The sequence below is a fragment of the Microbispora hainanensis genome (assembly GCF_006874475.1).
GTDB classification, from domain to species: Bacteria; Actinomycetota; Actinomycetes; order Streptosporangiales; family Streptosporangiaceae; genus Microbispora; species Microbispora hainanensis.
The window spans coordinates 25,104-49,131 of record NZ_VIRM01000055.1 but is presented as its reverse complement, the minus strand read 5'-3'; the positions used below and the strand labels follow the sequence as shown (position 1 = coordinate 49,131).

Annotated in this window: 16 protein-coding genes and 1 pseudogene; 9 read left to right on the top strand and 8 right to left on the bottom strand. The window is 71.5% G+C overall.

Features of this window, described 5'->3' with window-relative positions:
* Position 1 precedes the first annotated feature (1 nt).
* The 5 genes from FLX08_RS32725 to FLX08_RS32705 are packed head-to-tail and all read right to left on the bottom strand — an operon-like array spanning position 2 to position 4,148.
* The gene (locus FLX08_RS32725; protein ID WP_142624125.1) at positions 2–844 is read right to left on the bottom strand and encodes a TatD family hydrolase; all 843 of its coding nucleotides are present in this window, start codon (positions 842–844) and stop codon (positions 2–4) included.
* A gap of 5 nt (positions 845–849) precedes the next feature.
* A complete protein-coding gene (locus tag FLX08_RS32720) occupies positions 850–1,353 on the bottom strand; it encodes an EboA domain-containing protein (protein ID WP_142624124.1) in 504 nt (167 codons plus the stop codon).
* Positions 1,319–2,167: a sugar phosphate isomerase/epimerase family protein gene (locus FLX08_RS32715; RefSeq protein WP_142624123.1), complete on the bottom strand. Its 849-nt coding sequence runs from the start codon at positions 2,165–2,167 to the stop codon at positions 1,319–1,321. The genes FLX08_RS32720 and FLX08_RS32715 overlap by 35 nt, the downstream gene beginning before the upstream one ends.
* A complete protein-coding gene (locus FLX08_RS32710) occupies positions 2,164–3,009 on the bottom strand; it encodes an SCO3242 family prenyltransferase (protein ID WP_142624122.1) in 846 nt (281 codons plus the stop codon). The genes FLX08_RS32715 and FLX08_RS32710 overlap by 4 nt, the downstream gene beginning before the upstream one ends.
* Positions 3,006–4,148, bottom strand: coding sequence for an inositol-3-phosphate synthase (locus FLX08_RS32705; RefSeq protein WP_244313076.1), 1,143 nt, complete (start codon positions 4,146–4,148; stop codon positions 3,006–3,008). The genes FLX08_RS32710 and FLX08_RS32705 overlap by 4 nt, the downstream gene beginning before the upstream one ends.
* 427 nt (positions 4,149–4,575) lie before the next feature.
* Here FLX08_RS32705 and FLX08_RS32700 point away from each other — a divergent pair, with 427 nt between their 5' ends.
* The 3 genes from FLX08_RS32700 to FLX08_RS32690 all read left to right on the top strand — a co-directional run bounded on the left by FLX08_RS32700 (position 4,576) and on the right by FLX08_RS32690 (position 10,356).
* Entirely contained in the window at positions 4,576–5,715 is a 1,140-nt protein-coding gene (locus FLX08_RS32700; protein ID WP_142624120.1) for a sugar phosphate isomerase/epimerase family protein, read from the top strand.
* A 136-nt stretch (positions 5,716–5,851) separates the two neighbouring features.
* Entirely contained in the window at positions 5,852–9,166 is a 3,315-nt protein-coding gene (locus tag FLX08_RS32695) for a PQQ-dependent sugar dehydrogenase (protein WP_208761800.1), read from the top strand.
* Between the two features lie 155 nt (positions 9,167–9,321).
* Positions 9,322–10,356, top strand: coding sequence for a DUF4349 domain-containing protein (locus FLX08_RS32690; RefSeq protein WP_142624119.1), 1,035 nt, complete (start codon positions 9,322–9,324; stop codon positions 10,354–10,356).
* Positions 10,357–10,359: 3 nt separating this feature from the next.
* Here FLX08_RS32690 and hemE read toward each other — a convergent pair whose 3' ends face one another.
* The gene (hemE, locus tag FLX08_RS32685) at positions 10,360–11,397 is read right to left on the bottom strand and encodes a uroporphyrinogen decarboxylase (protein WP_142624118.1); all 1,038 of its coding nucleotides are present in this window, start codon (positions 11,395–11,397) and stop codon (positions 10,360–10,362) included.
* A gap of 567 nt (positions 11,398–11,964) precedes the next feature.
* Between hemE and FLX08_RS32680 the strand changes: the two genes are divergently transcribed.
* The 3 genes from FLX08_RS32680 to FLX08_RS32670 are packed head-to-tail and all read left to right on the top strand — an operon-like array spanning position 11,965 to position 14,182.
* A complete protein-coding gene (locus tag FLX08_RS32680) occupies positions 11,965–12,561 on the top strand; it encodes a DUF3000 domain-containing protein (protein ID WP_142624117.1) in 597 nt (198 codons plus the stop codon).
* Positions 12,562–12,564: 3 nt separating this feature from the next.
* Positions 12,565–13,788 carry an HRDC domain-containing protein gene (locus FLX08_RS32675; protein WP_142624116.1) on the top strand — a complete coding sequence of 408 codons (1,224 nt, stop codon included), beginning with the start codon at positions 12,565–12,567 and terminating at the stop codon, positions 13,786–13,788.
* A 1-nt stretch (position 13,789) separates the two neighbouring features.
* On the top strand, positions 13,790–14,182 hold the full coding sequence (locus tag FLX08_RS32670; protein WP_142624115.1) for a VOC family protein: 393 nt from the start codon (positions 13,790–13,792) through the stop codon (positions 14,180–14,182).
* Positions 14,183–14,252: 70 nt separating this feature from the next.
* Here FLX08_RS32670 and FLX08_RS32665 read toward each other — a convergent pair whose 3' ends face one another.
* Positions 14,253–16,712: an acetylxylan esterase gene (locus FLX08_RS32665; RefSeq protein WP_167530656.1), complete on the bottom strand. Its 2,460-nt coding sequence runs from the start codon at positions 16,710–16,712 to the stop codon at positions 14,253–14,255.
* A 240-nt stretch (positions 16,713–16,952) separates the two neighbouring features.
* Here FLX08_RS32665 and FLX08_RS32655 point away from each other — a divergent pair, with 240 nt between their 5' ends.
* The 3 genes and pseudogenes from FLX08_RS32655 to FLX08_RS42560 form a co-directional block, all read left to right on the top strand.
* On the top strand, positions 16,953–18,137 hold the full coding sequence (locus FLX08_RS32655; protein WP_142624112.1) for a thiolase family protein: 1,185 nt from the start codon (positions 16,953–16,955) through the stop codon (positions 18,135–18,137).
* Positions 18,134–20,239, top strand: coding sequence for a 3-hydroxyacyl-CoA dehydrogenase NAD-binding domain-containing protein (locus FLX08_RS32650; protein WP_142624111.1), 2,106 nt, complete (start codon positions 18,134–18,136; stop codon positions 20,237–20,239). Before FLX08_RS32655 ends, FLX08_RS32650 begins: the two co-directional genes overlap by 4 nt.
* Positions 20,240–20,523: 284 nt before the next feature.
* Positions 20,524–20,748 (top strand): annotated as a pseudogene (locus FLX08_RS42560) (DUF6247 family protein); the annotation flags it as partial.
* A gap of 755 nt (positions 20,749–21,503) precedes the next feature.
* Here FLX08_RS42560 and FLX08_RS32635 read toward each other — a convergent pair.
* A complete protein-coding gene (locus FLX08_RS32635) occupies positions 21,504–23,693 on the bottom strand; it encodes an alpha/beta hydrolase (RefSeq protein WP_142624110.1) in 2,190 nt (729 codons plus the stop codon).
* Positions 23,694–24,028: the final 335 nt, after the last annotated feature.

The following is a 24,028-nucleotide window of genomic DNA, read 5'->3' as shown; positions in this document are numbered from 1 at the left end:
GTCAGCGTGTCCCACGCAGGATCGTGTTGCCCTCGTAGTCGCCGCCCGACTCGACGTCGTCCAGCGACAGGCGCCCGCTCTGGCCGTAGAAGGCCACGGGGTTGCGCCACAGCACCTGGTCGACGTCGTCGTCGGTGAACCCGGCGGCCAGCATGGCCTCGCCGACCTCGCGGGTCTTCAGCACGTCGCTGCGCCCCCAGTCGGCGGCGGAGTTCACGATCATCCGCTCGGTGCCGTACTCCTTGAGGATCGCCACCATCCGCTCGGGGTCCATTTTCGTGTCGGGGTAGATCGAGAAGCCCATCCAGCAGCCGGCCTCGTGGACCATGCCGACGGTCAGCTCGTTGAGGTGGTCGACCAGCACCGTGCCGGGGTCCATGCCCTTGACCACGTCGAGCGTGCGCCGGGTGCCCGCCGCCTTGTCGCGGTGCGGGGTGTGCACGAGCACCGGCAGGCCGTGCTCCTCGGCGAGCGCGAGCTGGGCCTCGAAGACGCGGTCCTCCTCCGGCGTCATCGAGTCGTAGCCCACCTCGCCGACCGCGACCACCGAGTCCTTCAGCAGATAGCGGGGCAGCTCGTCGAGCACGCCCGCGCAGCGCGGGTCGTTGGCCTCCTTGGGGTTGAGCGCGAGCGTGCAGTGGTGGCGGATGCCGTACTGCGCGGCGCGGTAGGGCTCCCAGCCGAGCAGGGCGTCGAAGTAGTCGATGAAGCTGCCGACGTTCGTGCGCGGCTGGCCGAGCCAGAAGGCGGGCTCGACGATCGCCCTCACCCCGGCGGCGTACATGCGCTCGTAGTCGTCGGTCGTGCGGGACGTCATGTGGACGTGGGGGTCGAAGATCCTCATCGGAGTCAGAGCCTCTCGAGAACGTCGGGGGGAACGGGACGCCCGGCCGCGCGGCGCTCGGCGGCGAAGTCCGCGAGCATGCGCCGCAGCTCCTCGTCGAACCGCCGGTCGAGGCCCTCGACCGACGTGAGCGGGACGGACATGAAGACGCACTTGAGCACGCCCTGCCGGAAGGCGTGGTCGTCCAGCCAGGCCGAGCCGTACGGACCGAGCGCGGCGGCGACCAGCCGGGTGTCGTTGGTCCGCAGGGCGTCGTGGACGAGCGGGAGAGCGGCCGGACCGAGGTCGAGCTGCGGAAGCGACTCCAGGATCTCCAGCCGCTCCCCCGCGTCGCCCTGCCAGTAGAGCTTCATGACGGCCGCCACCGGGTCGGGCAGGGCCTTCCCCAGCGCCGTCAGCAGCTCGGTGCGGGCGCCGGGGCCGCCCTCCCGCGCGGCCCGCGGGAACAGCGCGTAGACGGTCTCCGGATCACGCTCAACGTCGGCTACGGCCCGCGCAAGCCAGGTCATGTGCCCTCCTCAGGAATTCGATCGACCTTCTCGCCACCTCGGGCGCCGCGTGGCTGTGCCTGGCCAGCTCGACGGCGACCAGCCCGCCGAAGCCGTCCAGTGCGGCGAGCACGGGCGGGAAGTCGATCTCGCCCTCGCCGAACTCGAGATGCTCGTGGACGCCCCGCCGCATGTCCTCGATCTGCACGTGCACCAGGTGCGGCAGCGCCCGCTCGACGCACTCGGGCACGTCGTACGGCTCAAGGCAGCGGCAGTGCCCAATGTCGAGGGTGAGGCCGAACCTCGGGTGCCCGCCGAGCAGGCCGCGCAGCCGTTCATATCCGGCGAGGTCTGCCACGAGCATGCCGGGCTCGGGCTCGAATCCGAGCGTGACGCCCGCCGTCCCGGCCTCGGCGAGCAGGCGCTCGCAGTGCCGTACGAGCCGGTCCCAGGCCTCGTGCTCGGGCACCTCGGGCGGCCGGATGCCGCTCCAGAGGTGCACCACGGGGGCGCCGAGGTCGGCCGCGATGCGCATCGCCTCGCACAGGAAGCGGACGCGCGGTTCGGCGTCGTCATGCAGCAGGGTCGGGAAGTGCTTGCGCCGGGGGTCGAGCGTGAAACGGCCGCCCGTCTCGACGGCGAGGGCGAGGCCGAGCCGCCCCGCCAGCGCCGCGATCCGCCCGACCTCCGCCGGGGAGGCGCCGGGCATGAGGTGCCCGTGGTCGAGTGAGACCGCCGCGCCGGTGTAGCCGAGGTCGGCGAGCACCTCCAGCGTCTCGTCCAGCGGATGGTCGCGGAAGCCGTTGGTGCAGTAGGCCCAGGTGAGCGTGGTCACGACGTGGACACCTTCGCCGACAGCCACCGGCCGGCCGGCAACGCGGCCAGCAGCGCCGCCGCCTGGGCGAACCTGCCCCGCCCGGCCACCGCGGCCGCCTGCAGCGGGATCAGGCCGAGGATGCTCATCCGCACCGCCTGCCGCACCTGCTCGGGGTCGGGGTCGGCGCGCAGCGCCGCCTGGGCCCTTCCGGCGGTGGCGAGGTAGCCGGCGATCATCGCGGCGGCGCCCAGCCGTCCGGTGGTGTCGCCGCCGCGGCAGGCGACGGCGGCCAGCGCCGCGGACGCGCCGGTCGCGGCGAGCGCCTGGGCGATGGTCGCGGGGGTGGCGCCGTCCACCTCGGCGCGGCCGAGCACGGTGATCCCGTAGGTGTGGGCGCCGACGGCCAGCGCCATGGGGACGGCCGCCCGCGTGCGCGGGCCCGCCCCGAGCAGGACGTCGAGCACGCGGCAGGCCGCCATCGCGGCCGGGCCCGCCGCCGTGTGCTTGAGGCGCAGGTCGTAGGCCCAGGCGGCGCCGGCGAGCAGGCCGGCGAGCGCGAGCCCGCGGCGGCCGCCGGCGACCGCGGCGGTGGCCACCCCGGCGCCGGTCAGCGCGGCGGCGAGGCCGAGGGCGCCCGCCGGGCTGATCCGGCCGGAGGGAATCGGCCGCTCCGGCCGCTCCTTCGCGTCGAGCTTCCGGTCGGACCAGTCGTTGAGCGCCATTCCGGCCCAGTAGAGCAGCACCGACGCGGCGGCGACACCCGGCCGGGCCGAACGTCCGGCCGCCGCCGCGCCCGCGAGCGTGTCCCCGGGAACCGACAGCGCGGCGGGCGCGCGGACGAGCTCCAGCCAGGCCCTCACGACCGCCCCTCCGACAGTGCGTGCGCGAACGCCACCAGCCGGGCGTACTGGCCGGGCAGGTCGTGCCCGCCGCCGCCCAGCGGGTCCTTGAAGAAGTAGCCGAGCTCGGGGAGCACGCCGCTGTGCCCGGCCTCGTGGGCCCGCGCGACGAGCCGCACAAGGTCGAGGACGAGCGGGGCGGCCAGCGTCGAGTCGCATCCCTGCCAGGTGAACTGCATGGTCATCCGGACGCCGAGGAACCCCTCGAACGTGATGTGGTCCCAGGCGGTCTTCCACTCGCCGAGGTCGGCCACGTAGTCGATGTGCGTCAGGCCCTCGACGTCGTCGCCCACGATCGCGGGGACGGCCCGCGCCTTGCTCGCCGACTTGCTCTCCCGGGCCGCCGGGTCGGCCAGCGTGGCGCCGTCGCCGCCGCCGAGGAGGTTGAGCCCCGACCACGAGCGGACCCGCAGCGCGCGGCCGGCGAACATCGGCGCGAGCGCGCTCTTGACCAGCGTCTCCCCCGTCTTGCCGTCACGTCCCGCGTACGGCAGGCCGCGCCGCCGGGCCAGCTCGTCCAGCGCGGGCGGCGTCGGACCGGCGGAGGGGGTGAACGCGACGTAGCCGCATCCGGCCGTGAAGGCCGCGTAGGCGTACAGGGAGCTGGCGGGGAGCGCGTCCCGGCCGGACGCGAGCGCCTCCTCCAGGTCGGCGAGCGTGGCGTACGGCGCCTCGGCGGGAGGCTCGGTCGACGACACGTCCACCACGACGACGCGGGACAGGCCGTGCCGCTCCCGGAAGTCCGCGATGTCACCGACCAGCCGCCGCGCGGCCTGCGCCTGGCTCTCCTCGCCGGGGACGTAGCCGTGCCTGATCTCGGCCTCGGCGGCGTCGAGGTCCGCGGCGAGCAGGCTCGTCAGGGCGGGAGGGAGCACGCCCGCCTGGGCGAGCAGCTCGGCCCTCTTGCGCAGCGGGACGGCGACCACGTCGTGACCGCCGAACACCAGGTCCCCCAGGGGGGTGAAGTCCCCGGGGAAGTTCGCGGCCTCGATGACGCATCCGGTGGGCGGAGCCGCTCCCGCCCGAACCGCGGCCGCCCCGACCACCGCAGTGGTCGCGACGGACCCCCGGGCGCCGACCAGCCAGACACCGATGGGCACTGTAACTCTCCCGTCAACTCGGGTATGAAGGATCACCCCGGAACATTCGGATACTAAGAGGGATCTTTCGGCACTGACAAGCAAAAGTTTCCGGACCGAGGACGGAAAGTTCACATCACCCGCGTACGACAGGCGCGACAGGATCCCGGGCTGCCGTCCCCTCACGACCGCGCGATGACCTGGACACGACGACCCCTCTGTTGACGTATTCCTTGCTCGACCTCTGACTTTGTCCTCTCCGTGACGAAAGTCGAAACGATCATGAAGAAACTTCTTCCCCGATGAGTAAAAGTCGCGTAACTTGCTCGCCAAGTGCTCCGCACAGTCGCAAGGGGCCGCAGTGAGACGAAGGAGCGGAGGCACCCGCGGCACGGGCCGCGTCATCGGGGGGACCAAGGTTCTTCACGCAGATGGAGTTGGCAAGACGATGAGCGCGTACGAAGAAGAGATCGAGACCGCCGGCACCCTCGGACGCAGGCTGGGGCTCAACCGCCGCCAGTTCCTCGCGGCCACGACCGGCATGGCGGCGGCCGCCGCCGTGGCCGCGGCGGGCCCGATGAAGTCGGCCGCGCAGGCGGCGACCGCGGGCAACGGCGTGCTCGTGCCGCCCGGCAAGCGGGGCATCATCCTGTACACCGTCCGGGACGCCACCTCACGGGACCCGCGGTCGACCACCCTTCCGTCCGGCTTCCGCGCCGTGTTCGAGGAGCTCAGCCGGATCGGCTACAAGCAGGTGGAGTTCGCCGGCTACAGCCAGCACGCCAACGCCGAGGGCGGCGCCAACCTGGAGACCGTCGAGGGCGCCCGCCTGCTGCGCACCTGGCTGGACGACAACGGCCTGGAGGCCGAGGGCAACCACGGCTTCATCCCCGGCTCGTGGCCGCTGAGCCAGGCCGACCTCGACCGCTTCAAGCTCCACCTCGAGATCGCCAACATCCTCGGCATGAGCCACGTGGGCACCGGCAGCGACCCGACCGGCAGCGCCTACAAGGCCGACTGGGACGTGGCCGCCGAGAAGTGGAACACGCTGGGCGCGATGGCCACCGCGGCCGGGCTCAAGCTGTACACCCACAACCACGACGTGGCCTACAGCTTCCTGCTCGACAGCGGCCCGCTCGACGCCCAGGGCAGGCCCACCCGCTCTTCCGGCATCCGCCGCCTGGAGTACTTCCTCACGCAGACCGACCCCGGCAACGTCTGGCTGGAGATGGACATCTTCTGGGCGCACGTGGCCCAGTACAAGTACAAGACCTACACCGCGCCCGACGGCTCCACCCAGACGCAGGTCTTCAACCCGCTCGGCGTCGTGCAGGCCCAGACGAAGCGGTTCCCGCTGTTCCACGCCAAGGACGGCAAGATCAACACCGGTACCTCCAACGGCTACGACATGGTTCCGTTCGGCACCGGCGACATCGACTACAAGAGCTTCTTCTCGGAGATGGGCGCCAAGGGCTACCACAACCCGATGTACGAGCAGGACAACGCCCCCGGCGGCGCGGCCAACCCGGCGCAGTCGCTGCAGTACGCCGAGCTGAGCTACAACAACATCGCCAAGCTCCGCGGCTGAGGCCCCCGGGCACCCCCGGCCTGACCATCTGACTCACGGCCGGCCTTTGGCGGACCGCCACGCGTTCGTTCCGTTCCACCGGCACGCGGCGGCCCGCCTTCTCCTGCCATCCCCTGAAAGAAGAGGCGCAGCAGATTTGAAGCGTACTCGCATTCTGGTCGGCGGTCTCGCCGCCGCCTTGACGCTCCCGTTCACGGCGGCACTCACCGCCGCACCCGCCCAGGCGCACGACGACGCGCTGCACTGGGAGAACTACGAGAAGATCACCCTCACCAAGGACGTCGGCGAGCCGATCGACATGGCGATCCTGCCGGACAGCCGGGTGCTGCACACCGCCCGCAACGGCGAGATCCGGATGACCGACCCCGCCACCGGCGTCACCAAGGTCGTCAACACGATCGACGTCTACAACAACTCCGAAGACGGCCTGCAGACGATCGGGATCGACCCCGACTTCGAGCACAACAAGTGGGTCTACGTCTACTACGCGCCGAGGAAGATGACCGGGTCGGCGTACCCGGAGACGACTCCGGCCGGCTCGGCGCCCAACTCCCTGCCCGCGGGCGCCGACGTGTCCTACTGGAACCAGTGGAAGGGCTACAACCAGCTCTCCCGCTTCAAGTGGGACGGCGACAGGCTCGACCTGTCCACCGAGCAGGTCATCATCAAGGTCGAGACCAACCGCGGGCAGTGCTGCCACGTCGCGGGCGACTTCGACTGGGACGACGAGGGCAACCTCTATCTGGCCACCGGCGACAACACCCCGGCCAGCACCCCCGGCGCCAACGGTATGGCGCCCAACAACGACGCCCCCGGCATGAACCCGGGCTTCGACGACCGCCGCGGCGCGGGCAACACCAACGACCTGCGCGGCAAGATCCTGCGGATCAAGGTGCAGGACGACGGCTCCTACACCGTTCCCGACGGCAACCTGTTCCCGAAGGGCACCGCCAAGACCAGGCCCGAGATCTTCGTGATGGGCGTGCGGAACCCGTTCCGCATGGACGTCGACGGGAAGACCGGCACGCTCTCGTGGGGCGACTACGGACCCGACGCCGGCGCGCCCGACCCCAACCGGGGCCCCATGGGCTACGTCGAGTGGAACGTCACCCCGCTGAACAAGCCGATGAACGGCGGCTGGCCGTACTGCACCGGCGACAACTTCAACTACAACCACTGGGACTACGCGAACTCCAAGCCGCGTGAGTTCTTCGACTGCGCGGGCGGCCCGACCAACAACTCCGTGTGGAACACGGGCCTGGAGAAGCTGCCCCCGGCGACCCCGGCCGACCTCTACTACGGCGACCGCGCCAGCGACCAGCCGGCCGAGTGGTCCGGGCTGACCGAGTTCGACCCGGTGCAGAACGGCCAGGCCCCGATGGGCGGCCCGGTCTACCACTTCGACCCGGACAACCCGTCGCCGACGAAGTTCCCCGCGTACTGGGACAACAAGCACTTCTTCGGCGAATTCTCCCAGGACTACCTGGCGGCGTTCACCGTGTCCGGCCAGGACGGCCCGGTGACCAAGATCGAGCAGGTCCTGCCGAACGCCGAGCTGGCCAAGATGGCGATGCCCATCACGGACAACCCGATGGACCTCGAGTTCGGCCCCGACGGGGCCCTGTACGTGCTCGAGTACGGCGACGGCTTCTTCCGCGCAAACCCCGACTCGGGCCTCTACCGCATCGACTACTCGCCGGGCAACAAGGCCCCCCAGGCGAAGATCACCGTCGACAGGACGTCGGGCAGCGACGCACCGCTCACCGTCCAGTTCAGCGGCGCCAAGTCCACCGACGCCGAGGCGGGCGACCTCACCTACGAGTGGGACTTCGACGGCAACGGCTCCTTCGACGCCGAGGGCGTGACGGCGAGCCACACCTACGACAAGCTCGGGCAGTACACCGCCAGGCTCCGCGTCACCGACGCGGGCGGCAGGTTCGGCCTCGCCACGGTCGAGATCACCGTCGGCAACACCGCGCCCACGGTCAGCGTCGAGACCCCCGGCGACGGCGGCTTCATCGACTGGGGCAACGCCGTTCCGTTCAAGGTCAAGGTGACCGACCAGGAGGACGGCGACAACCCGACCTGCAGCAGGGTCGCGTGGACCTTCGGCCTCGGCCACGACACGCACGCCCACCCGATCACCACGGGCACCGGCTGCACCGTCACCTGGGCGACCCCGGCCGACGCCCCCGAGCACGGCGAGACCGAGAACATCTTCGGCGTCGTCGTGGTGAGCTACCGCGACAACGGCGCCAACGGCATCCCCGGCGCGAGCAGCGACGCCACGCTGATCCTCAACCCGAAGCTCATGCAGGCCGAGCACGGGGACGACAGCAAGGGCGTCACCAAGACCCAGGACGAGACGGCCTCCGGCCTCAACAAGGTCACCTCGTTCGACGCCGGTGACTACATCGGCTTCGACCCGGTGAACTTCAGCGGCATCACGTCGGTGAAGACCGTGGCCACCGGCGCGGGCACCCTGTCGCTGCGCTGGAACTCGCCGGCCGCGGCCCCGTTCGCGACCGTCGCGGTCCCGGCCGGCTCCGGCTGGCAGACGGTGACCACCGACCTGAAGAACGCCCCCACGGGCAGCGGCAGGCTGTACGTCACCTCGACCGGCGGCGTGGACGTGGACGCGTTCACCTTCGTGGGCGACGGCGTGGCCGACAGGACCCCGCCGACCGTCACGGCCACCCTCAACCCGGCCCAGCCGAACGGCGAGAACGGCTGGTACACCGGCAACGTCACGATGACGGTCACCGCGACCGACAACGGCACGGTGTCGAGCCGGCAGTACTCGGTCAATGGCGGCGCCACCTGGTCGAACGCCAACAACCCGGTGACGCTGAGCACCGAGGACGCCACGGAGGTCCGCTATCGCGCGACCGACAGCGGCGGCAACATCGGGCAGGGCACCGTCACCGTGAAGATCGACAAGACAGCGCCGGGGCTGACCGTGAGCGGCGTCGAGTCCGGCGACCACGGCGACTCCACCTCCATCACGCCCGTCTTCTCCGCCACGGACGCCGCGTCCGGGGTGGCGAGCGTGACGGCGGCCATCGGTGACCTGCAGGTCAAGCCGGGCGAGGCGCTGCCCCTGTGGAAGCTGCCGCTCGGCGAGAACGAGTTGGTCGTGACCGCCAAGGACAAGGCCGGGCACACCACGGAGAAGACGGCGGCCTTCACCGTCACCACCTCCTTCGAGGACGTGAAGGCCCTCCTCACCGCCTTCCGTGGCGCCGGCACGGTGACCGAGGACGGCGACGTCCTGATCGCCCAGCTCGACCAGGCGGCCATGCAGGCAGGCAAGGGCAAGACGGCCAACGCGATCAAGGCCCTGGAGCGGTTCACCGGCTTCGCCGGCGACGCCAAGCGGGTGACCGACAAGGCCGCGAGCGACACGCTCATCCGCGACGCGAAGGCGCTCATCGAGCGGCTGCGCGGCTGACCAGCCCCCCGTGGGTCCGGCCCGGCCCGGCCGGGCCCACGGGGCTCCACACCCCCCGCAACGTCCGCGGAGACGCCGGCGACCACGGCGGCATCGTGATGCCATCGTGATCGCCGGCGTCGAACCTGTCCCCGTCTGTGAACCGATTAAAGGGCATGAGGCGAATCCGGTACGGCGCGGCGGCCCTGGCGGCCGTCGCCTTTCTGTTGACGGGATGCGGCGGCTCGGGCGCGTCCATGAGCGACACGGCCGGCGGCGCGGCGGCCCCGGCCGGGAAGGCCACAGCCCGTGGGGAGGCCCCCGTGGCCGCGATCACGGCCAAGGAGCGGGCGCCCGCGACGGGCGGCGGGAGCGGCGGGCAGGAGAAGACCCGGATCGACCCGGCCGACCGGGCGATCATCTATCAGGCCGAGCTCACCGTCGAGGCCGAGAAGGTCACGGCCGCGGCCGACCGCGCGAAGGCGATCGTGACGGGCGCGGGCGGATACGTCTCCGAGGAGCGCAGCGAGACCATCCCCGGCGGCGAACAGTCGACGATCACGTTAAAGGTGCCCCCGGCGCGCTACGCCGACGTGCTGGCCCAGCTCGGGCGCGATCTCGGGAAACGCCTGTCTGTGCGGCAGAACGCACAGGACGTCACCGAGGAGGTCGCCGACGTCGCGAGCCGGGTGAAGTCGGCCGAGGCCGCGCTCGGGCAGTTCCGCACGCTGCTGTCGAAGGCGAACAAGATCGGCGAGATCCTGGAGATCGAGCGGGAGATCTCCAGCCGCGAGGCCGATCTGGAGTCGCTGCAGGCCAGGCAGAAGGCCCTAGAGGCGCAGACCGGCATGGCCACCGTGACGCTCACCCTGCTGCCCCGGCCGCAGCCCTCGCCCCGCCCCGATGACAAGGACGACGAGGACGGCTTCCTCGCCGGGCTGCGCACCGGGTGGGACACCCTCACCGCGTCGACCGTGATGGCGCTGACCGTGCTGGGCGCGCTGCTGCCCTGGCTCGCGGTGGCCGGGGTGGTGTGGCTGGCCGTACGGATCGTCATGCGCCGGTTGCGCGGCCGCGCCGCCCCGCCGGCCGGTCCCGTGCCCCCCGGCGCCGTGCCTCCCGTTCCCGGTTCGCCCGCGGGGCCGGAGCCCCGCGAGGACCGGGATCAGGACGGCGATCGGGACCGGGAGTCCGAGCGCACGCCGGGGTAGCGCTCAGCGGGCCGACGCCTCGTGGACGAACTCTGCGAGCCGGGTGAGCTGGCCGGGGTCGGTCGAGGGAAGCACGCCGTGGCCGAGGTTGAACACGTGCCCCTCGGCCACCCGGCCCCGTTCGAGCACGTCCCTGGCCCGCCTCTCGACGACCTCCCACGGCGCGAGCAGGATCGCCGGGTCGAGGTTGCCCTGCAGGGCCTTGCCCGCGCCCACGCGCAGCGCGGCCTCGTCGAGCGGCACCCGCCAGTCGACGCCCACCACGTCGGCGCCGGCCTCGCCCATGAGGCCGAGCAGCTCGCCGGTGCCGACGCCGAAGTGGATGCGCGGCACGCCGAGGTCGGCCAGGCCGGCGAAGATCCGGCTGGTGTGCGGCAGCACGTAGGTGCGGTAGTCCTGCGGCGCGACCGCGCCCACCCACGAGTCGAAGAGCTGGACGGCCGAGGCCCCCGCCGCGACCTGCACGCGCAGGAAGGCGAGCGTGATCGTGGCGAGCCGCTCCATCAGCTCGTGCCACAGCTCGGGCTCGCCGTACATCATGGCCTTGGTGCGGTCGTGGTTCTTGGAGGGGCCGCCCTCGATCAGGTAGGACGCGAGCGTGAACGGCCCTCCGGCGAAGCCGATCAGCGGGGTGCCGCCCAGCTCGCCGGTGAGCGCGCCGACCGCCTCCGTCACGTACTGGACGTCGTCCGGCTCCAGGGGCCGCAGGACCTCCATGCCCGCCTTGTCGCGGATGGGGGTCCCGACGACCGGGCCGACGCCCGGCTTGATGTCGAGGTCGACGCCGATGGCCTTGAGCGGGACCACGATGTCGCTGAAGAAGATCGCCGCGTCCGTGCCGTACCTGCGGACCGGCTGCATGGTGATCTCGACCACCAGGTCGGGTGTGGCGCAGGCGGTGAGCATCTCGACGCCCGCGCGCACCCTGCGGTATTCGGGCAGCGACCGCCCGGCCATGCGCATGAACCACACCGGCGTGTGCGGAACGGGCTCGCGCCGGCACGCGCGAATGAAAACGGAATCGGCGAGCTGGGGTTTCACGGCACCAGCCTGCCATGCCCAGGCGGCGCCCTACGCCGGGACCCATGACCTGGGACTCCAGAACGCCGCGCGGACGGCTGTTGATCGCGTAAGGTGAACCCCATCCCCACCTGTGAGTCATCTCACAGCTCGGCAATGTGTTCGCCAATCAGCCATCCGGCATCGATTCCAATACCACTTTCGAGACACGCCGAGTGCGATGCGGGGAAATGTCGCCGGGACGTGCCAACGTCGGATCAGTCCCGAGCGACCGCCACGACCGTGGATCCGACGAGAGGCCCCGGAGCGATGACTTCGATGTGGAGTTCCCCCGAACGCCGCACTGAGCGCTGTGCCGGCAGCGACGCCGCGCGCCCCGCCCGCCCGAGCGGCGCGCCGTGCGCGACGGGGCGGCGAGACCGCGCGGACGGCCGCGGCGACCGCCGGGATCGCGCGCTCGGAGACACCCGGGCGCGGACGGCCGATCGGGTGACGGCTCGGCTGGCGGCGACGGTTTGACGACTTCCGATGCCCCCCACAGCCACCCCCCTGCTTCGCGCTATCCCGAATCCGACCTACTCTTCCGTCATGACCCTCGGTGAACCGCCTGCGCCTCCCGCCGCCTTCCGGCGCGCTCTCGAGACGCTGCGCCCCGCCGAGGTGCGGCCGGAGATCGAGCTGGAGGACATTCCCGCACCCCAGCGGCTCGCACCGTATTCCGGTGCCGTCGGGGCCTCGGTGTACCGTGACGACGACGAACTCGCCGTCGGCCGCCTGATCATGCTGTTCGACCCCGAGGGCCAGCGCGGCTGGGAGGGACCGTTCCGCCTCGTCGCCTACGTACGCGCCGACATGGAGCCGGAGATGACCACAGACCCGCTGCTGGGGCCGGTGGCCTGGAGCTGGCTCACCGAGGCGCTCGACGCCCACGGCGCGACATACGCCGCGGTGGGCGGCACGGTCACCCGCGCCGTCTCTGAGGGGTTCGGCGGCAAGGCGGACGACCCCGTCACCACGGAGATCGAGCTGCGGGCCTCCTGGTCGCCGCTCGACGAGGACCTGTCGCCGCACGCGGCCGCATGGTGCGACCTCATGTGCCTGGCCGCGGGCATCCCCCCGCTGCCCCCCGACGTCGCCACGCTGCATCCGCGCCCCGCCCGCCGAGATGATCCGAAAGTTCCTTAGCCCGTGACAGAACCCGTAGTCCAGCCGTTGTTGGAGCCGCGCGAGGGAATCCCGCCCGTCATCGAGGACTCCGCCGCACTCGCGGCCGCCGTCGACGCCTTCGCCCGTGGGTCGGGGCCCGTGGCCGTCGACGCCGAGCGCGCCTCCGGATACCGCTACAGCGGCCGCGCCTACCTGGTGCAGCTGCGCCGGGCCGGCGCGGGCACCGCGCTGATCGACCCCATCAAGTGTCCCGACCTGTCCGCGCTGGACGAGGCCGTACGCGACGCCGAGATCGTCCTGCACGCCGCGAACCAGGACCTGCCGTGCCTGGCCGAGCTCGGCTTCCGCCCGCGGCGGCTGTTCGACACCGAGCTGGCCGGGCGGCTGCTCGGCTACGAGCGGGTCGGCCTGGGCACGATGGTCGAGCTGGTCCTCGGCCTGCGGCTGGAGAAGGGGCACTCCGCGGCCGACTGGTCGGCCCGCCCGCTGCCGGAAGACTGGCTGCGCTACGCCGCGCTCGACGTCGAGGTGCTGGTCGAGCTCCGCGACGTGCTGCACGACGAGCTGGCCGGCACCGGCAAGCTGGAGTGGGCGCTGGAGGAGTTCGGGTCGATCCTGGCCGCGCCCGCCCATCCCCCGCGTACGGACCCCTGGCGGCGCACCTCGGGCATCCACCGGGTGCGCACGCTACGCGGGCTAGCCGTGGTGCGGGAGCTGTGGACGCTGCGCGACGAGATCGCGCGGGAGGCCGACCTCGCGCCGGGCCGGGTGCTGCCCGACGCGGCGATCGTGCAGGCCGCCCTCGACCAGCCGCGCACGACGAAGGCCCTCACCGAGATCACGCCGTTCGTCGGCCGCAGCGCGCGCCGCCACCTCAACGACTGGCTGGCGGCGGTGAACCGGGCCCGCACGATGCCGGAGGCGGCGCTGCCGCAGCCCGTGGGGCCCGGGGACGGCCCTCCCCCGGCCAACCGGTGGGCCGACCGCGACCCGGCCGCCGCCAAGCGGCTCGCGGCGGCGCGTGCCGTGGTCGCCGCGCTCGCCGACGAGCACCGCATGCCGACGGAGAACCTCCTCCAGCCCGACGCCGTACGCAGGCTGACCTGGGAGCCGCCCGCGCCGATCAGCGAGGAGACCGTGGCGGAGCGGCTGCGCACGCTGGGCGCGCGGGAGTGGCAGATCGGCCTGACCGTCCACCCGCTGGCCAAGGCGCTCGAACGACTGGAGATCAAAGGCGAGGTGTGACATGCGGGACGACGCCGGGGACGCGGATTCTTCCTTCGGCTACCGCCTGCACCATGTCCAGCTCGCCATCCCGCCCGGGACGGAGGACGACTGCCGCGCCTTCTACGTCGGCGTGCTCGGGATGACCGAGATCGGCAAGCCCCCCGCGCTCGCCGCACGCGGGGGCCTGTGGGTGCGGGCCGGCGCCCTGGAGATCCACCTCGGCGTGGAGGGCGGCTTCCGCCCCGCGCGCAAGGCGCACCCGGGCATCCTGGTGACCGGCCTCGACGACCTCGCCGCGCGCCTGGCGGCCGCCGGCGTCGAGGTCTCCTGGGACCCGCACTTCCCCGGCCACCGCCGCTTCTACGCCCACGACAACATCGGCAACCGGCTGGAGTTCCTCGAACCCCTGTGACCTCGAACCCCTGTGAGCGCGCGAAGACTCCCGGAGGCGCGGCCGGCGCGCCCCCGGGAGCCGTATGTGATCAGACCGCGTCGTCGTCGGTCACGACGAGCCGGGCGAAGCCGTTCCCGATCGTCGCGTTGACCGGCACCGAGGCCACCACCTGATAGGACTGCGGCTCGGCCGCCACCGCGGTGTCGCCGTTGACGGGCACCTGGAAGGACGCCTGCAGCGACCTGGCCGGGATGACGACCTCCTGCGCCGCCGAGGCGATCACCGGGGCGGCGCCGGTCGCGATCGTCTGGATCTGGACCGTCACCGGCGTGGGGCTCTTGTCCGACAGCCGCACCGTCATCGTGGCCGTGCCGGGGCCGTCGCCCTCGTCCACCGTGGCGCCCTCCACCGACACCTGCGGCAGTTTGCCGCTGCGGGCGTCACCCGCGGCCACCGTGCTGAACGCGAGATCGGCGAGGTAGACCGCGCCCTTCCCGCTCGCGCCCGAGATCCGGATCTCGCTGATCTGCTGCGGCTTGACGCCGGTGAGCGAGCTCAGCGGGACGCGTACGGTGCGCAGCCAGGTCTTGGGCAGCGGCGAGGCCGTGCCGGGGAACGGGGTGAGCGCGTCGCTCACCTCGGACACCTTGACCGTGCGGGACGCGCCGTGCTTGTCGGCGATCTCGACCGCGAGGTCGACGTCGCCGGTCGCCGTCTCGTCCCTCGCGACGCGGAAGGTGAGCGCGTCGTAGTGGGAGACGTTCTGGTCGCGCTTGTCGATCGGCACCGTCACCGTGCCCGTGGGGTCGCTCCAGGAGAACCGCAGCACCGGCGTCGAGGCGACGTTGTTCGCGTACGTCGCGGGCGTCCACGACGGCGCCTGCGACGTGGTCAGCGTGGAGACGCAGGACGGCAGGCCGCTCTGCGGCGAGCGGTCGAGCATGCCGGCGCAGACGACCGCGGTGGCCGCGCCGGAGACCCGCGTGGACGGCGCGAGCGACGTGAAGGGGGCCACGTCGAAGCGCTTGCCGGCGGGCGCCTGGGCGACGGCGTGCACGACGGCCCGCCCGGCGGAGGCGGTGGTGCCGCCGCTGCCGTCGAACAGCGGCAGCAGACCCTGCTCACGGCCCTGGACGAGGCGGAAGAACCCCGCGATGTACGCGGTGCCGACGGCGTACTGCTCGGCGGCGGTCAGCCGCGACGGCGCGGTGCCGCCGCAGACCGGGTCGTTGCGGTTGGACCAGTCGTCGGACGCCGGCGCGTGCGCAACGCCCGGGGTCCACTCGGTGTTGAAGAAGTTGTGGTCGGCGCCCATGACCATCAGCGAGGAGCGGAAGGCGGGGTCGTCGTCCTCGGCGTATCGCGAGTCGTCGTAGAAGTGCTGGCCCTGCTGGTTGGAGACGTCCCCGTCGCAGTAGGGCAGGATGACGGCCATCGGCGTGCCGGGCAGGGTCGCCCGCGCGAAGTCCGTCGGCGCGAGCGGGAGCACCGCCTTGATCCCGTACGGCTTGGCCCGGCCCGCGTTCATCAGCGCGGCCTTGACGACGCCCTCGCCTCCACGCGAGTGACCCATCAGGCCGACGTCCGCCATGTCGAGGCGGCCCTTGAACAGGCTCACGAGCTTCGCGTCGCCCACGCCCCGGTCGGCGTCGGCGAGCAGGTCGAGGTGGCGCATGACGACCTCGCCCCGGGCCAGCGCGCCCCGGTCCTCGCTGTAGGGGTTGTCGGCGGCGTTGACGCCGTTGGCGCTGACCGACACGACGACGTAGCCGTTGCTCGCGAGCACGTCGGCGGGGCCGTCGTAGCCCTGGTAGCTGGCGATCGGCTGCTGCCCCGCCGGGCAGGGCCACTGGGTGTTGGACGACGTCCATGCCGTCGGGTTGTAGCAGGCCGAGTGGCGGCCGTGCAGGAAGACGACCAGCGGGCGCTTGCCGCGGGCGCCGTCCGGCAGGTAGACCTTCGCCCGGATCTCGGCCGGGCGGCCGCCGAGCCCCTCCAGGGTGATGGCGGTGTCGCCGAGGTCGTACTCGTCGTGGGTCACGGCGTACGGACCGGGCGCGGCGGGGTCGACCGGCGCGGGATCCGGCTTGCCGGGCGGGCCCGGGGGGGTGCCGGGCTTACCGGGCTTACCGGGCGTGCCGGGCGGATCGGCGGGCGGGTCGGCGAGCATCGGCGTGGCCTTGCCGGCTGCCGCGGCCGCCTCGGGCACCTCGCCGTTCCAGGCCACGTCGACGGACGACGCGGAGACGACGGCGGGGTCGGGGGTGACGACGGTCAGCGTCATGCCGTCGGGCGACTCCTCGGCCGGGCCGAGCGACCGGCCGTCCGCCGCGAGCTCGGGGACGGCGTCGCGGACGGGCAGCGGCGTGTTCAGGTGGAGCGTGACCCGGTGACCGCCGCCGACGGGTTCGACGGTCCAGGTGCCGTCCTTCCCGGTCGAGCCGGGCGGCGCGGCGTACGCGGGCCCTGCGATGAGGGGTGTGGACAGGGTGGCGGCCGTGACGGCCGCGGCGAGCGCCTTGGTCCAGGCGCGCACAGGGGAGCGCATGTGGTTCTTTCTCCGAGTGCATTGCCCCAAGAAATCCGCTTGCGAGAGCTAGAGGAGTGATTCTTGGGGTTTGAGGGGTTGCATCCCGAATGAGATCGTCACCGAGGACATGCACTGATTCACGCCAGTTGCCGACCCGTTAACGATCACTCACAAACGCTGTCGGCCCACCGATGCCAGAACCGGTTACCGGCCAGTAGCATAGGGGGCCGGAAGCTACTGACAAGTAGGAGCGAACCCGTGCCTGCGTCCCGTGAAGTCGTCTTCGTCGACGGCGTTCGGACGCCTTTCGGCAAGTCGGGCCCGAAGGGCCTGTACGCCGAGACGCGTGCCGACGACCTGGTAGTCCGCGTCATCCGCGAGCTGATGCGGCGCAACCCCGGTCTCCCCCCGGAGCGGGTGGACGAGGTGGCCATCGCGGCCACCACCCAGATCGGCGACCAGGGCCTGACCATCGGCCGTTCCGCGGCGGTGCTCGCCGGCCTGCCGAAGTCGGTCCCCGGTTATGCGATCGACCGCATGTGCGCCGGCGCGATGACCGCCGTCACCACCGTGGCGGGCGGCATCTCCTTCGGCGCGTACGACGTGGCCATCGCCGGCGGCGTCGAGCACATGGGCCGCCACCCCATGGGCGAGGGGGTGGACCCCAACCCCCGGTTCCTGTCGGAGCAGCTCGTGGACGGCTCGGCGCTGGTCATGGGCATGACCGCGGAGAACCTGCACGACCGTTATCCGTCCATCACCAAGGAGCGCGCCGACGCCTTCGCCGTCGCCTCCCAGGAGAAGGCCGCCAAGGCGTACGCCGACGGCAGGATCCAGCGCGACCTGGTGCCGATGGCCACCCGCAAGGCCGCCGAGGGCTGGGGCCTGGCAACCGTGGACGAGCCGCCGCGCCCCGGCACCACGATGGAGGGCCTGCGCGACCTCAGGACGCCGTTCCGCGCGCACGGGCGGGTCACGGCGGGCAACGCCTCCGGCATCAACGACGGCGCGACCGGCTGCATCGTGGCCGCCGAAGACGTGGCCCGGGAGTTCGGCCTGACCCCGCGCATGCGGCTGGTGTCCTACGCCTTCGCCGGCGTCGACCCCGAGGTCATGGGCATCGGGCCGATCCCCTCCACCGAGCGCGCGCTGCGCCTGGCCGGGCTGTCCATCGGCGACATCGGCCTCATCGAGATCAACGAGGCGTACGCCGTCCAGGTGCTGGCCTTCCTGGAGCACTTCGGCATCGCCGACGACGACCCCCGGGTCAACCCGTACGGCGGCGCGATCGCGTTCGGCCACCCGCTCGCCTCGTCGGGCGTGCGGCTGATGACGCACCTCTCGCGCGAGTTCGCCGAGCGTCCCGACGTCCGCTACGGGATCACCACGATGTGCGTCGGCATGGGCATGGGCGGCACCGTCATCTGGGAGAACCTCGCATGAGCACGATCGAGACCTGCACGGCCCTCCTGGAGGGCAAGAACGCCGACGAGGTCGTCACCAAGGCGCTCGTGCGCGACGTCGAGCTTCCGTACGGCGCGGGCACGATGGCCCTGATCACGCTCGACAACGGCCTCGACCACACCAAGCCCAACACCTTCGGCCCGCACGGCCTGCTCGCGCTGAACGACGCGCTCGACGCGATCGCCGCCCGCTCCGATCTGGCGGCCGTCGGCGTCGTCGGCAAGCCGTTCATCTTCGCCGTCGGGGCCGACCTCAAGGGCGCGGCGGCGGTGTCCTCCCGCGAGGAGGCGCTCGCCATCGGGCGGCTCGGGCACCACGTGTTCCGCCGCCTCGGCGAGCTGGACGTGCCGTCGTTCGCGTTCGTCAACGGCGCGGCGATGGGCGGCGGGCTGGAGATCGCCCTGCACTGCACCTACCGCACCGTGTCGTCGGGGGTCCCGGCGATCGCGCTGCCGGAGTGCTTCCTCGGCCTGGTGCCCGGGTGGGGCGGCACCCAGCTCCTCCCCCGCCTGATCGGCCCGGAGAAGGCGCTCAAGCTGATCATCGAGAACCCGCTGTCGCAGAACCGCATGATCAAGGGCAGGGACGCGTACGCCCTCGGCATCGCCGACGCGATGTTCGAGCCCGCCGACTTCATCGAGGAGTCGCTGCGGTGGGCGGCCCAGGTGCTGCGCGGCGAGGTCGCCGTCGAGCGGGCCGACCACACCGCCGAAGACTGGGCGCCCGTGATCGACCAGGCGAGGACCCTTGTCGACCTCAAGCTGCGGGGCGCCTCCCCCGCGCCCTACCGGGCGCTCGACCTCATGGCCCTGGCCCGTACGGCGTCGCGCGACGAGGGCTTCGCCGCCGAGGACGAGGCGCTGGCCGGCCTGCTCATGAGCGACGAGCTGCGGGCCGGGCTGTACGCCTTCGACCTGGTGCAGCGCCGGGCCAAGCGGCCGGCGGGCGCGCCGGACAAGTCGCTCGCCCGCCCGGTCACCAAGGTCGGCGTGGTGGGCGCCGGGCTGATGGCCTCGCAGCTCGCGCTGCTGTTCGCCCGCCGCCTGGAGGTCCCGGTGGTGCTGACCGACCTCGACCAGGCCCGGCTCGACAAGGGCGTGGGCTACGTGCACGCCGAGGTCGACAAGCTGCTCGGCAAGGGCCGGATCTCCGCCGACCAGGCCAACCGGCTCAAGGGCCTGGTGACCGGGTCGCTGACCAAGGACGCCTTCGCCGACGCCGACTTCGTGATCGAGGCGGTGTTCGAGGACCTCGCCGTGAAGCAGAAGGTCTTCGCCGAGGTGGAGGAGGTCGTCTCCGAGACCTGCGTGCTCGCCACGAACACCTCGTCGCTGTCGGTCACCGACATGGCGTCCGGCCTGCGGCACCCCGAGCGGGTCGTGGGCTTCCACTTCTTCAACCCCGTCGCGGTGCTGCCGCTGCTGGAGATCGTCCGGGGCGCCGCCACCGACGACGCGACGCTGGCCACGGCCTTCGCGGTCGGCAAGACGCTGAAGAAGTCGTGCGTGCTGGTCAAGGACGCGCCCGCGTTCGTCGTCAACCGGCTGCTGACCCGCTTCATGGGCGAGGTCACGGCGGCGGCCGACGAGGGCACCCCGCTGGAGGTCGCCGACCACGCGCTCGACTCGCTCGGCCTGCCGATGACGCCGTTCGCGCTGCTCCAGCTCGTCGGCCCGGCCGTCGCGCTGCACGTCGCCGAGACCATGCACGCGGCGTTCCCGGACCGGTTCGGCGTCGCGGAGAACCTCGCCAAGCTGGTCGCGGCGGGCAAGCCCGGCCTCTACGGCCCGGACTTCCAGATCGACCCGGAGGTGCGGACGCTGTTCGAGGGCGGTTCGTCCCCGTCCACGGGCGAGGAGGTGCGGCTGCGCGCGCTGCGGGCCCTCGCCCAGGAGATCAGGCTCATGCTCGACGAGGGCGTGGTCGCCGCGCCGCAGGACATCGACCTGTGCATGATCCTCGGCGCGGGCTGGCCGTTCCACACGGGCGGCATCACGCCCTATCTCGACCGCACGGGCATCTCCGAGGAGGTCACCGGCTCCCGCTTCCTGGAGCCCGGCGTCGCGTCCGTATTGGCCTGAACCGGCCCTTGACCGGCCTTAGCCGGCCCTGGCGGATCGCCGGGGCCCCTGCTTGTGCGGGGCCCCGGCGATCCACCGCACCAGTCACCGGCCTGACGGCTCCGCTTTCCCGCTCCGCCGGCCCGGAAGATGTCGGCCCTTCTCTGTACGCTCTATGAGCGGGAAGGGAGCAGGCCATGACAGCGCAACCGCACGACTTCGTGTCCGGTGAGACGCCGTTGCCGGAGAAGAACCTGCGGGCCATACGCGCCGCGTTGGTCGTTCCCTAGAACCGCGAGGCGTTCGATGCCGGACTCAAGGCAGTGCTCGACGAGGTCAGGGTCAGCCTGGACCTGGGAGCACTGAACGCGTTCGTGCACCGATGGTGGATCTCCGCCTGCGACTCGGTGCGCGACCCCGAGGGCCGCCGGCAGATGCACGAGCGGGCCGAACATGTCCTCGCCGGGGAACCCTGCTCCGAGGGGAAGCCGTGGCGCGAGATCCACGCCGCTCGCGGGATCGATGTGTAGGTGTACGAGCTCGTCGTCGATCCGACAGCCGAAGAGCAGATCGCGGCGCTGCCCGACGAAGCGCTGCGCCCGCTCGCGGAGTTGTTCACACTTCTGGAGACCGCTCCGTGGAGCGGGGATCGTACAACCCGGCCAAACCGAGATCGAGCATGCTCACGCACCCATTCGGCGAACGAGGCCTGGCAACTCAGGTCGTCCTTGAGGAGCAGCGTGAGAGCTACCTCGTTCGCATCGAATGGCCATAGCGTTTTCCGCCACGTGGCCCCGGCAATGTTCACGAGCACGCCGCCGACCTCGCCTTGACCATGGATCCGAACGGCGCAGACCCTGCCGGCCGGAGCCGGCGCTTCTGCTCCGGCCGTCCCAGCCGGCGCGGTCAGCCCGCGTGGAGGTAGGCGGGATAGGTGAGGTAGCCCGCGTCGCCGCCCTGATATCACGTGGACTCGTCGTCCGGCGCGATAGGAAGCCCCTGGCGCAGCCGCTCCACGGGGCCGGGATTGGCGATGAACGCGCGGCCGAAGCCGATCAGGCCGGCGCCGAGCCCCAGCCAGTGATCGGCCGAAGCCTTGTCCGCCTTCCGGGGCCCGTCGGGAAGGCCGGGTTGACGATGAGCATGCCAGGCCAGGCCTTGCGCAGCTCGACCAGCATGTCCTCGTCCGTGGTGGCCTCCAGGTGGGCTGACGCCTCGCCGACCTCGGACGCGACGGCACGGCCCTCCCGGGCATACGCGGGAGGGCCGTGGCGAAGGTGGCCGGTCAGCGCTTGAACAGACGCGGCGCCAGGTCGATCAGGTTCTTCTGCCACACGTCCCAGCCGTGCGGTCCAGGGGTGACCCCGTCGAACTCGTAGCGGATGCCGAGGCCGTCCAAGGTCGGCAGGGACCCCAGGAAAAACGGCTGCACGAAGTCGGTCTGGTCGCCGACGTACAGGCGCAGCATCTTGGTCCCGTTGTTGATCGCCGCCGCGTCGACGCCGGTGCCTTCGCCGAACCAGGCCGAGAACGCCGCGACGTAGGCGAACCGGCCCGGGTGGGCCTTCAGCACGCCGAGCGTCTGCACGCCGCCCATAGAGAGCCCGGCGAGTGCCTGCTGCGACGGGTCGCCGGAGACGTTGTAGCGGGCGCGGGCCGCCGGGACGATGTTGTCCAGCAGCTCCTTGTTGAAGTCGGGCACGTTGCCGTTGCCCATCACGACCACCATCGGCACGAGCTTCCCGTCGAGGAACTCGTGGTCGAGGATCTGCTTGGCGCGTCCCATCTCGACCCAGTCGGTGTAGCTCTGGCCGCTGCCGTGCTGGAGGTACAAGACCGGGTACGGCTCCGCGCGCTCGGCGTCATAGCCGGGCGGTGTCCACACCAGCGCCGTCCGGTCCTCGTTCGCGACGTTGCTGTGGTACGTCAGGCTCTCGACCTTTCCACCCTGACCGGCGGGAACGTCCGAGAGCAGACGCGACCTCTCACCGGGGATGAAGAAGGAGCTCCAGTTCGGCTCGGAGGTCACCTTGGTCGGGTTCGACGTGTCCTTGGCCGCGACCCGGTCCACGATCCACTGGTAGTAGTAGAACCAGGGCTCCAGGGGACCCACGGTCACCCGCCACCGGTCGCCGGCGCGGGACATCGGGATGCGGAGCCAGCTCCCGTTGGGAGCGTCGTTCGCCCACACCGTGACGTGCTCGGCGTCCTTGAACTCCGTCGTGGTCTCGAACGTGACGAAGCCGTCCTCGGACACGAACGGCGTCGGCGTGGTGCCGGGCGCGGGTGGGTGGAACTCGCCCTTCAGCCGTCCGTGACCGGCGCTCGGACCGTGATCCGACACGTTGTGGAACAGCCGCGGCAAGAAGTCGATCAGGTTCTCCTGCCAGGCGTTCCAGTTCGCCCCGCCGTCGGGGTTGACCCCGTCGAACTCGTACCTGACACGGGCGTGGTCCAGCGCCTTCGTCAGACGGACGGTCGCGTTGTACGCGGGATCGGTCACGTTCCCGGTGTACAGCCGCAGCAACTTGAGGTCGTGGCCGATGGCCCGGGCGTCCGGCCGCCCGGCGTCCGTGAGCAGCCCGGAGAACGAGCCGGCGTAGGCGAACTGACCCGGACCCCCGGTGAGAGCGGCGCGCAGCGCCAGCGTCCCGCCCTCGGCCACACCGGCGATCGCCTGGTGCGCCGGGTCGCGCAGGACGTTGTACCTGTCCCCGACCGCCTTGCCGAGGTCCTTCAGATCCTTGTCGTCGTCACCGTCGCTGATCACGACCACCATCGGCTCGATGGCCTTCTGGGCCGACAGGTTGTCGAGGATCTGCTTGGCCCGGCCGAGATCGAGCCAGTCGGTGGCGCTCTGTCCCTTGCCGGACTGAAGGAACAGCACCGGGTAGCCCTTTGGACCCTTCGGACCCTTGGGGCCCTTCGCCTGGTAGCCCGGCGGCGTCCAGACCAGCGCCGACCGCTCCTCCTTCTTGACCCGATAGGTCAGGGTCTCGACCCGGCCGCCCTGTCCCTGCGGCGCGTCCGCAAGCAGGCGTACGGACTCGCCCGGAACGAGGAAGGTGCTCCAGAGGGGCTTGGACGCGACGGTTGTGCCGTTCGTCGGGTCCTTGAGGCTCTTGGTGTTGTCGCCCGTGACCTGGTAGGTGTACAGCCCCGGCTTGAGCGGGCCGAGGGCTCCCCACCAGAGGTCGCCCCGGCGGGTCAGGCCATACTCCGCCCACGCGAAGGAGGGGCCGAAGTTCCCCTCCACCGCCAGCTCCGACACCTGGCCCACGCCGGCCTCGACGGCGGCCGCCGGGATGCTGATCGCCAGGTAGCCGTCGTCCGAGACGCTCACCCAGGGCGTGTCCGCCGCCGCCGGTCGCGGCGTGAGTGACACCGCCGCGACCGCCATGGCTCCAGCGGCGATCACCGCCGAGAGCCGGCGGACGCCCGTGGGGCGCACGCTGCCACGCTGGAATAACGCCATTCCGAAACTCCCTTGATGGCCCGCAGTGGTCGGTCCCGCCCATCGACTCGACCCATTGATGGAATGTGAAACTTTTCGGCGCGCGCCTTTTCAGCCCGCGATTCCACGAAGTCAAGGTAATTGATACATTTTGGAAACACAAGACCGTTTCCGCCGCTCAAGACGCAGCCGACCCACCCGTGCGGACACCACCCGGCCAGCAGCTCCGCGGCACCCGAGGAGCTCGATCTTCCGGCACAACGGCATTCCACCGCCATGACGGAGTCCTTGAAAATTTGACCGAATCGCCGACGGAAACGACACGATTTCCATCCGCGGCAGGCGCCATACGGATG

Coding starts and splice junctions, on each gene's coding strand:
- FLX08_RS32650 (WP_142624111.1), top strand. CDS start 18,134: ATGAGCACGATCGAGACCTGCACGGCCCTCCTGGAGGGCAAGAACGCC.
- FLX08_RS32680 (WP_142624117.1), top strand. CDS start 11,965: ATGACCCTCGGTGAACCGCCTGCGCCTCCCGCCGCCTTCCGGCGCGCT.
- FLX08_RS32635 (WP_142624110.1), bottom strand. CDS start 23,693: ATGGCGTTATTCCAGCGTGGCAGCGTGCGCCCCACGGGCGTCCGCCGG.
- FLX08_RS32700 (WP_142624120.1), top strand. CDS start 4,576: ATGAGCGCGTACGAAGAAGAGATCGAGACCGCCGGCACCCTCGGACGC.
- FLX08_RS32670 (WP_142624115.1), top strand. CDS start 13,790: ATGCGGGACGACGCCGGGGACGCGGATTCTTCCTTCGGCTACCGCCTG.
- FLX08_RS32725 (WP_142624125.1), bottom strand. CDS start 844: ATGAGGATCTTCGACCCCCACGTCCACATGACGTCCCGCACGACCGAC.
- FLX08_RS32665 (WP_167530656.1), bottom strand. CDS start 16,712: ATGCGCTCCCCTGTGCGCGCCTGGACCAAGGCGCTCGCCGCGGCCGTC.
- FLX08_RS32690 (WP_142624119.1), top strand. CDS start 9,322: ATGAGGCGAATCCGGTACGGCGCGGCGGCCCTGGCGGCCGTCGCCTTT.
- FLX08_RS32720 (WP_142624124.1), bottom strand. CDS start 1,353: ATGACCTGGCTTGCGCGGGCCGTAGCCGACGTTGAGCGTGATCCGGAG.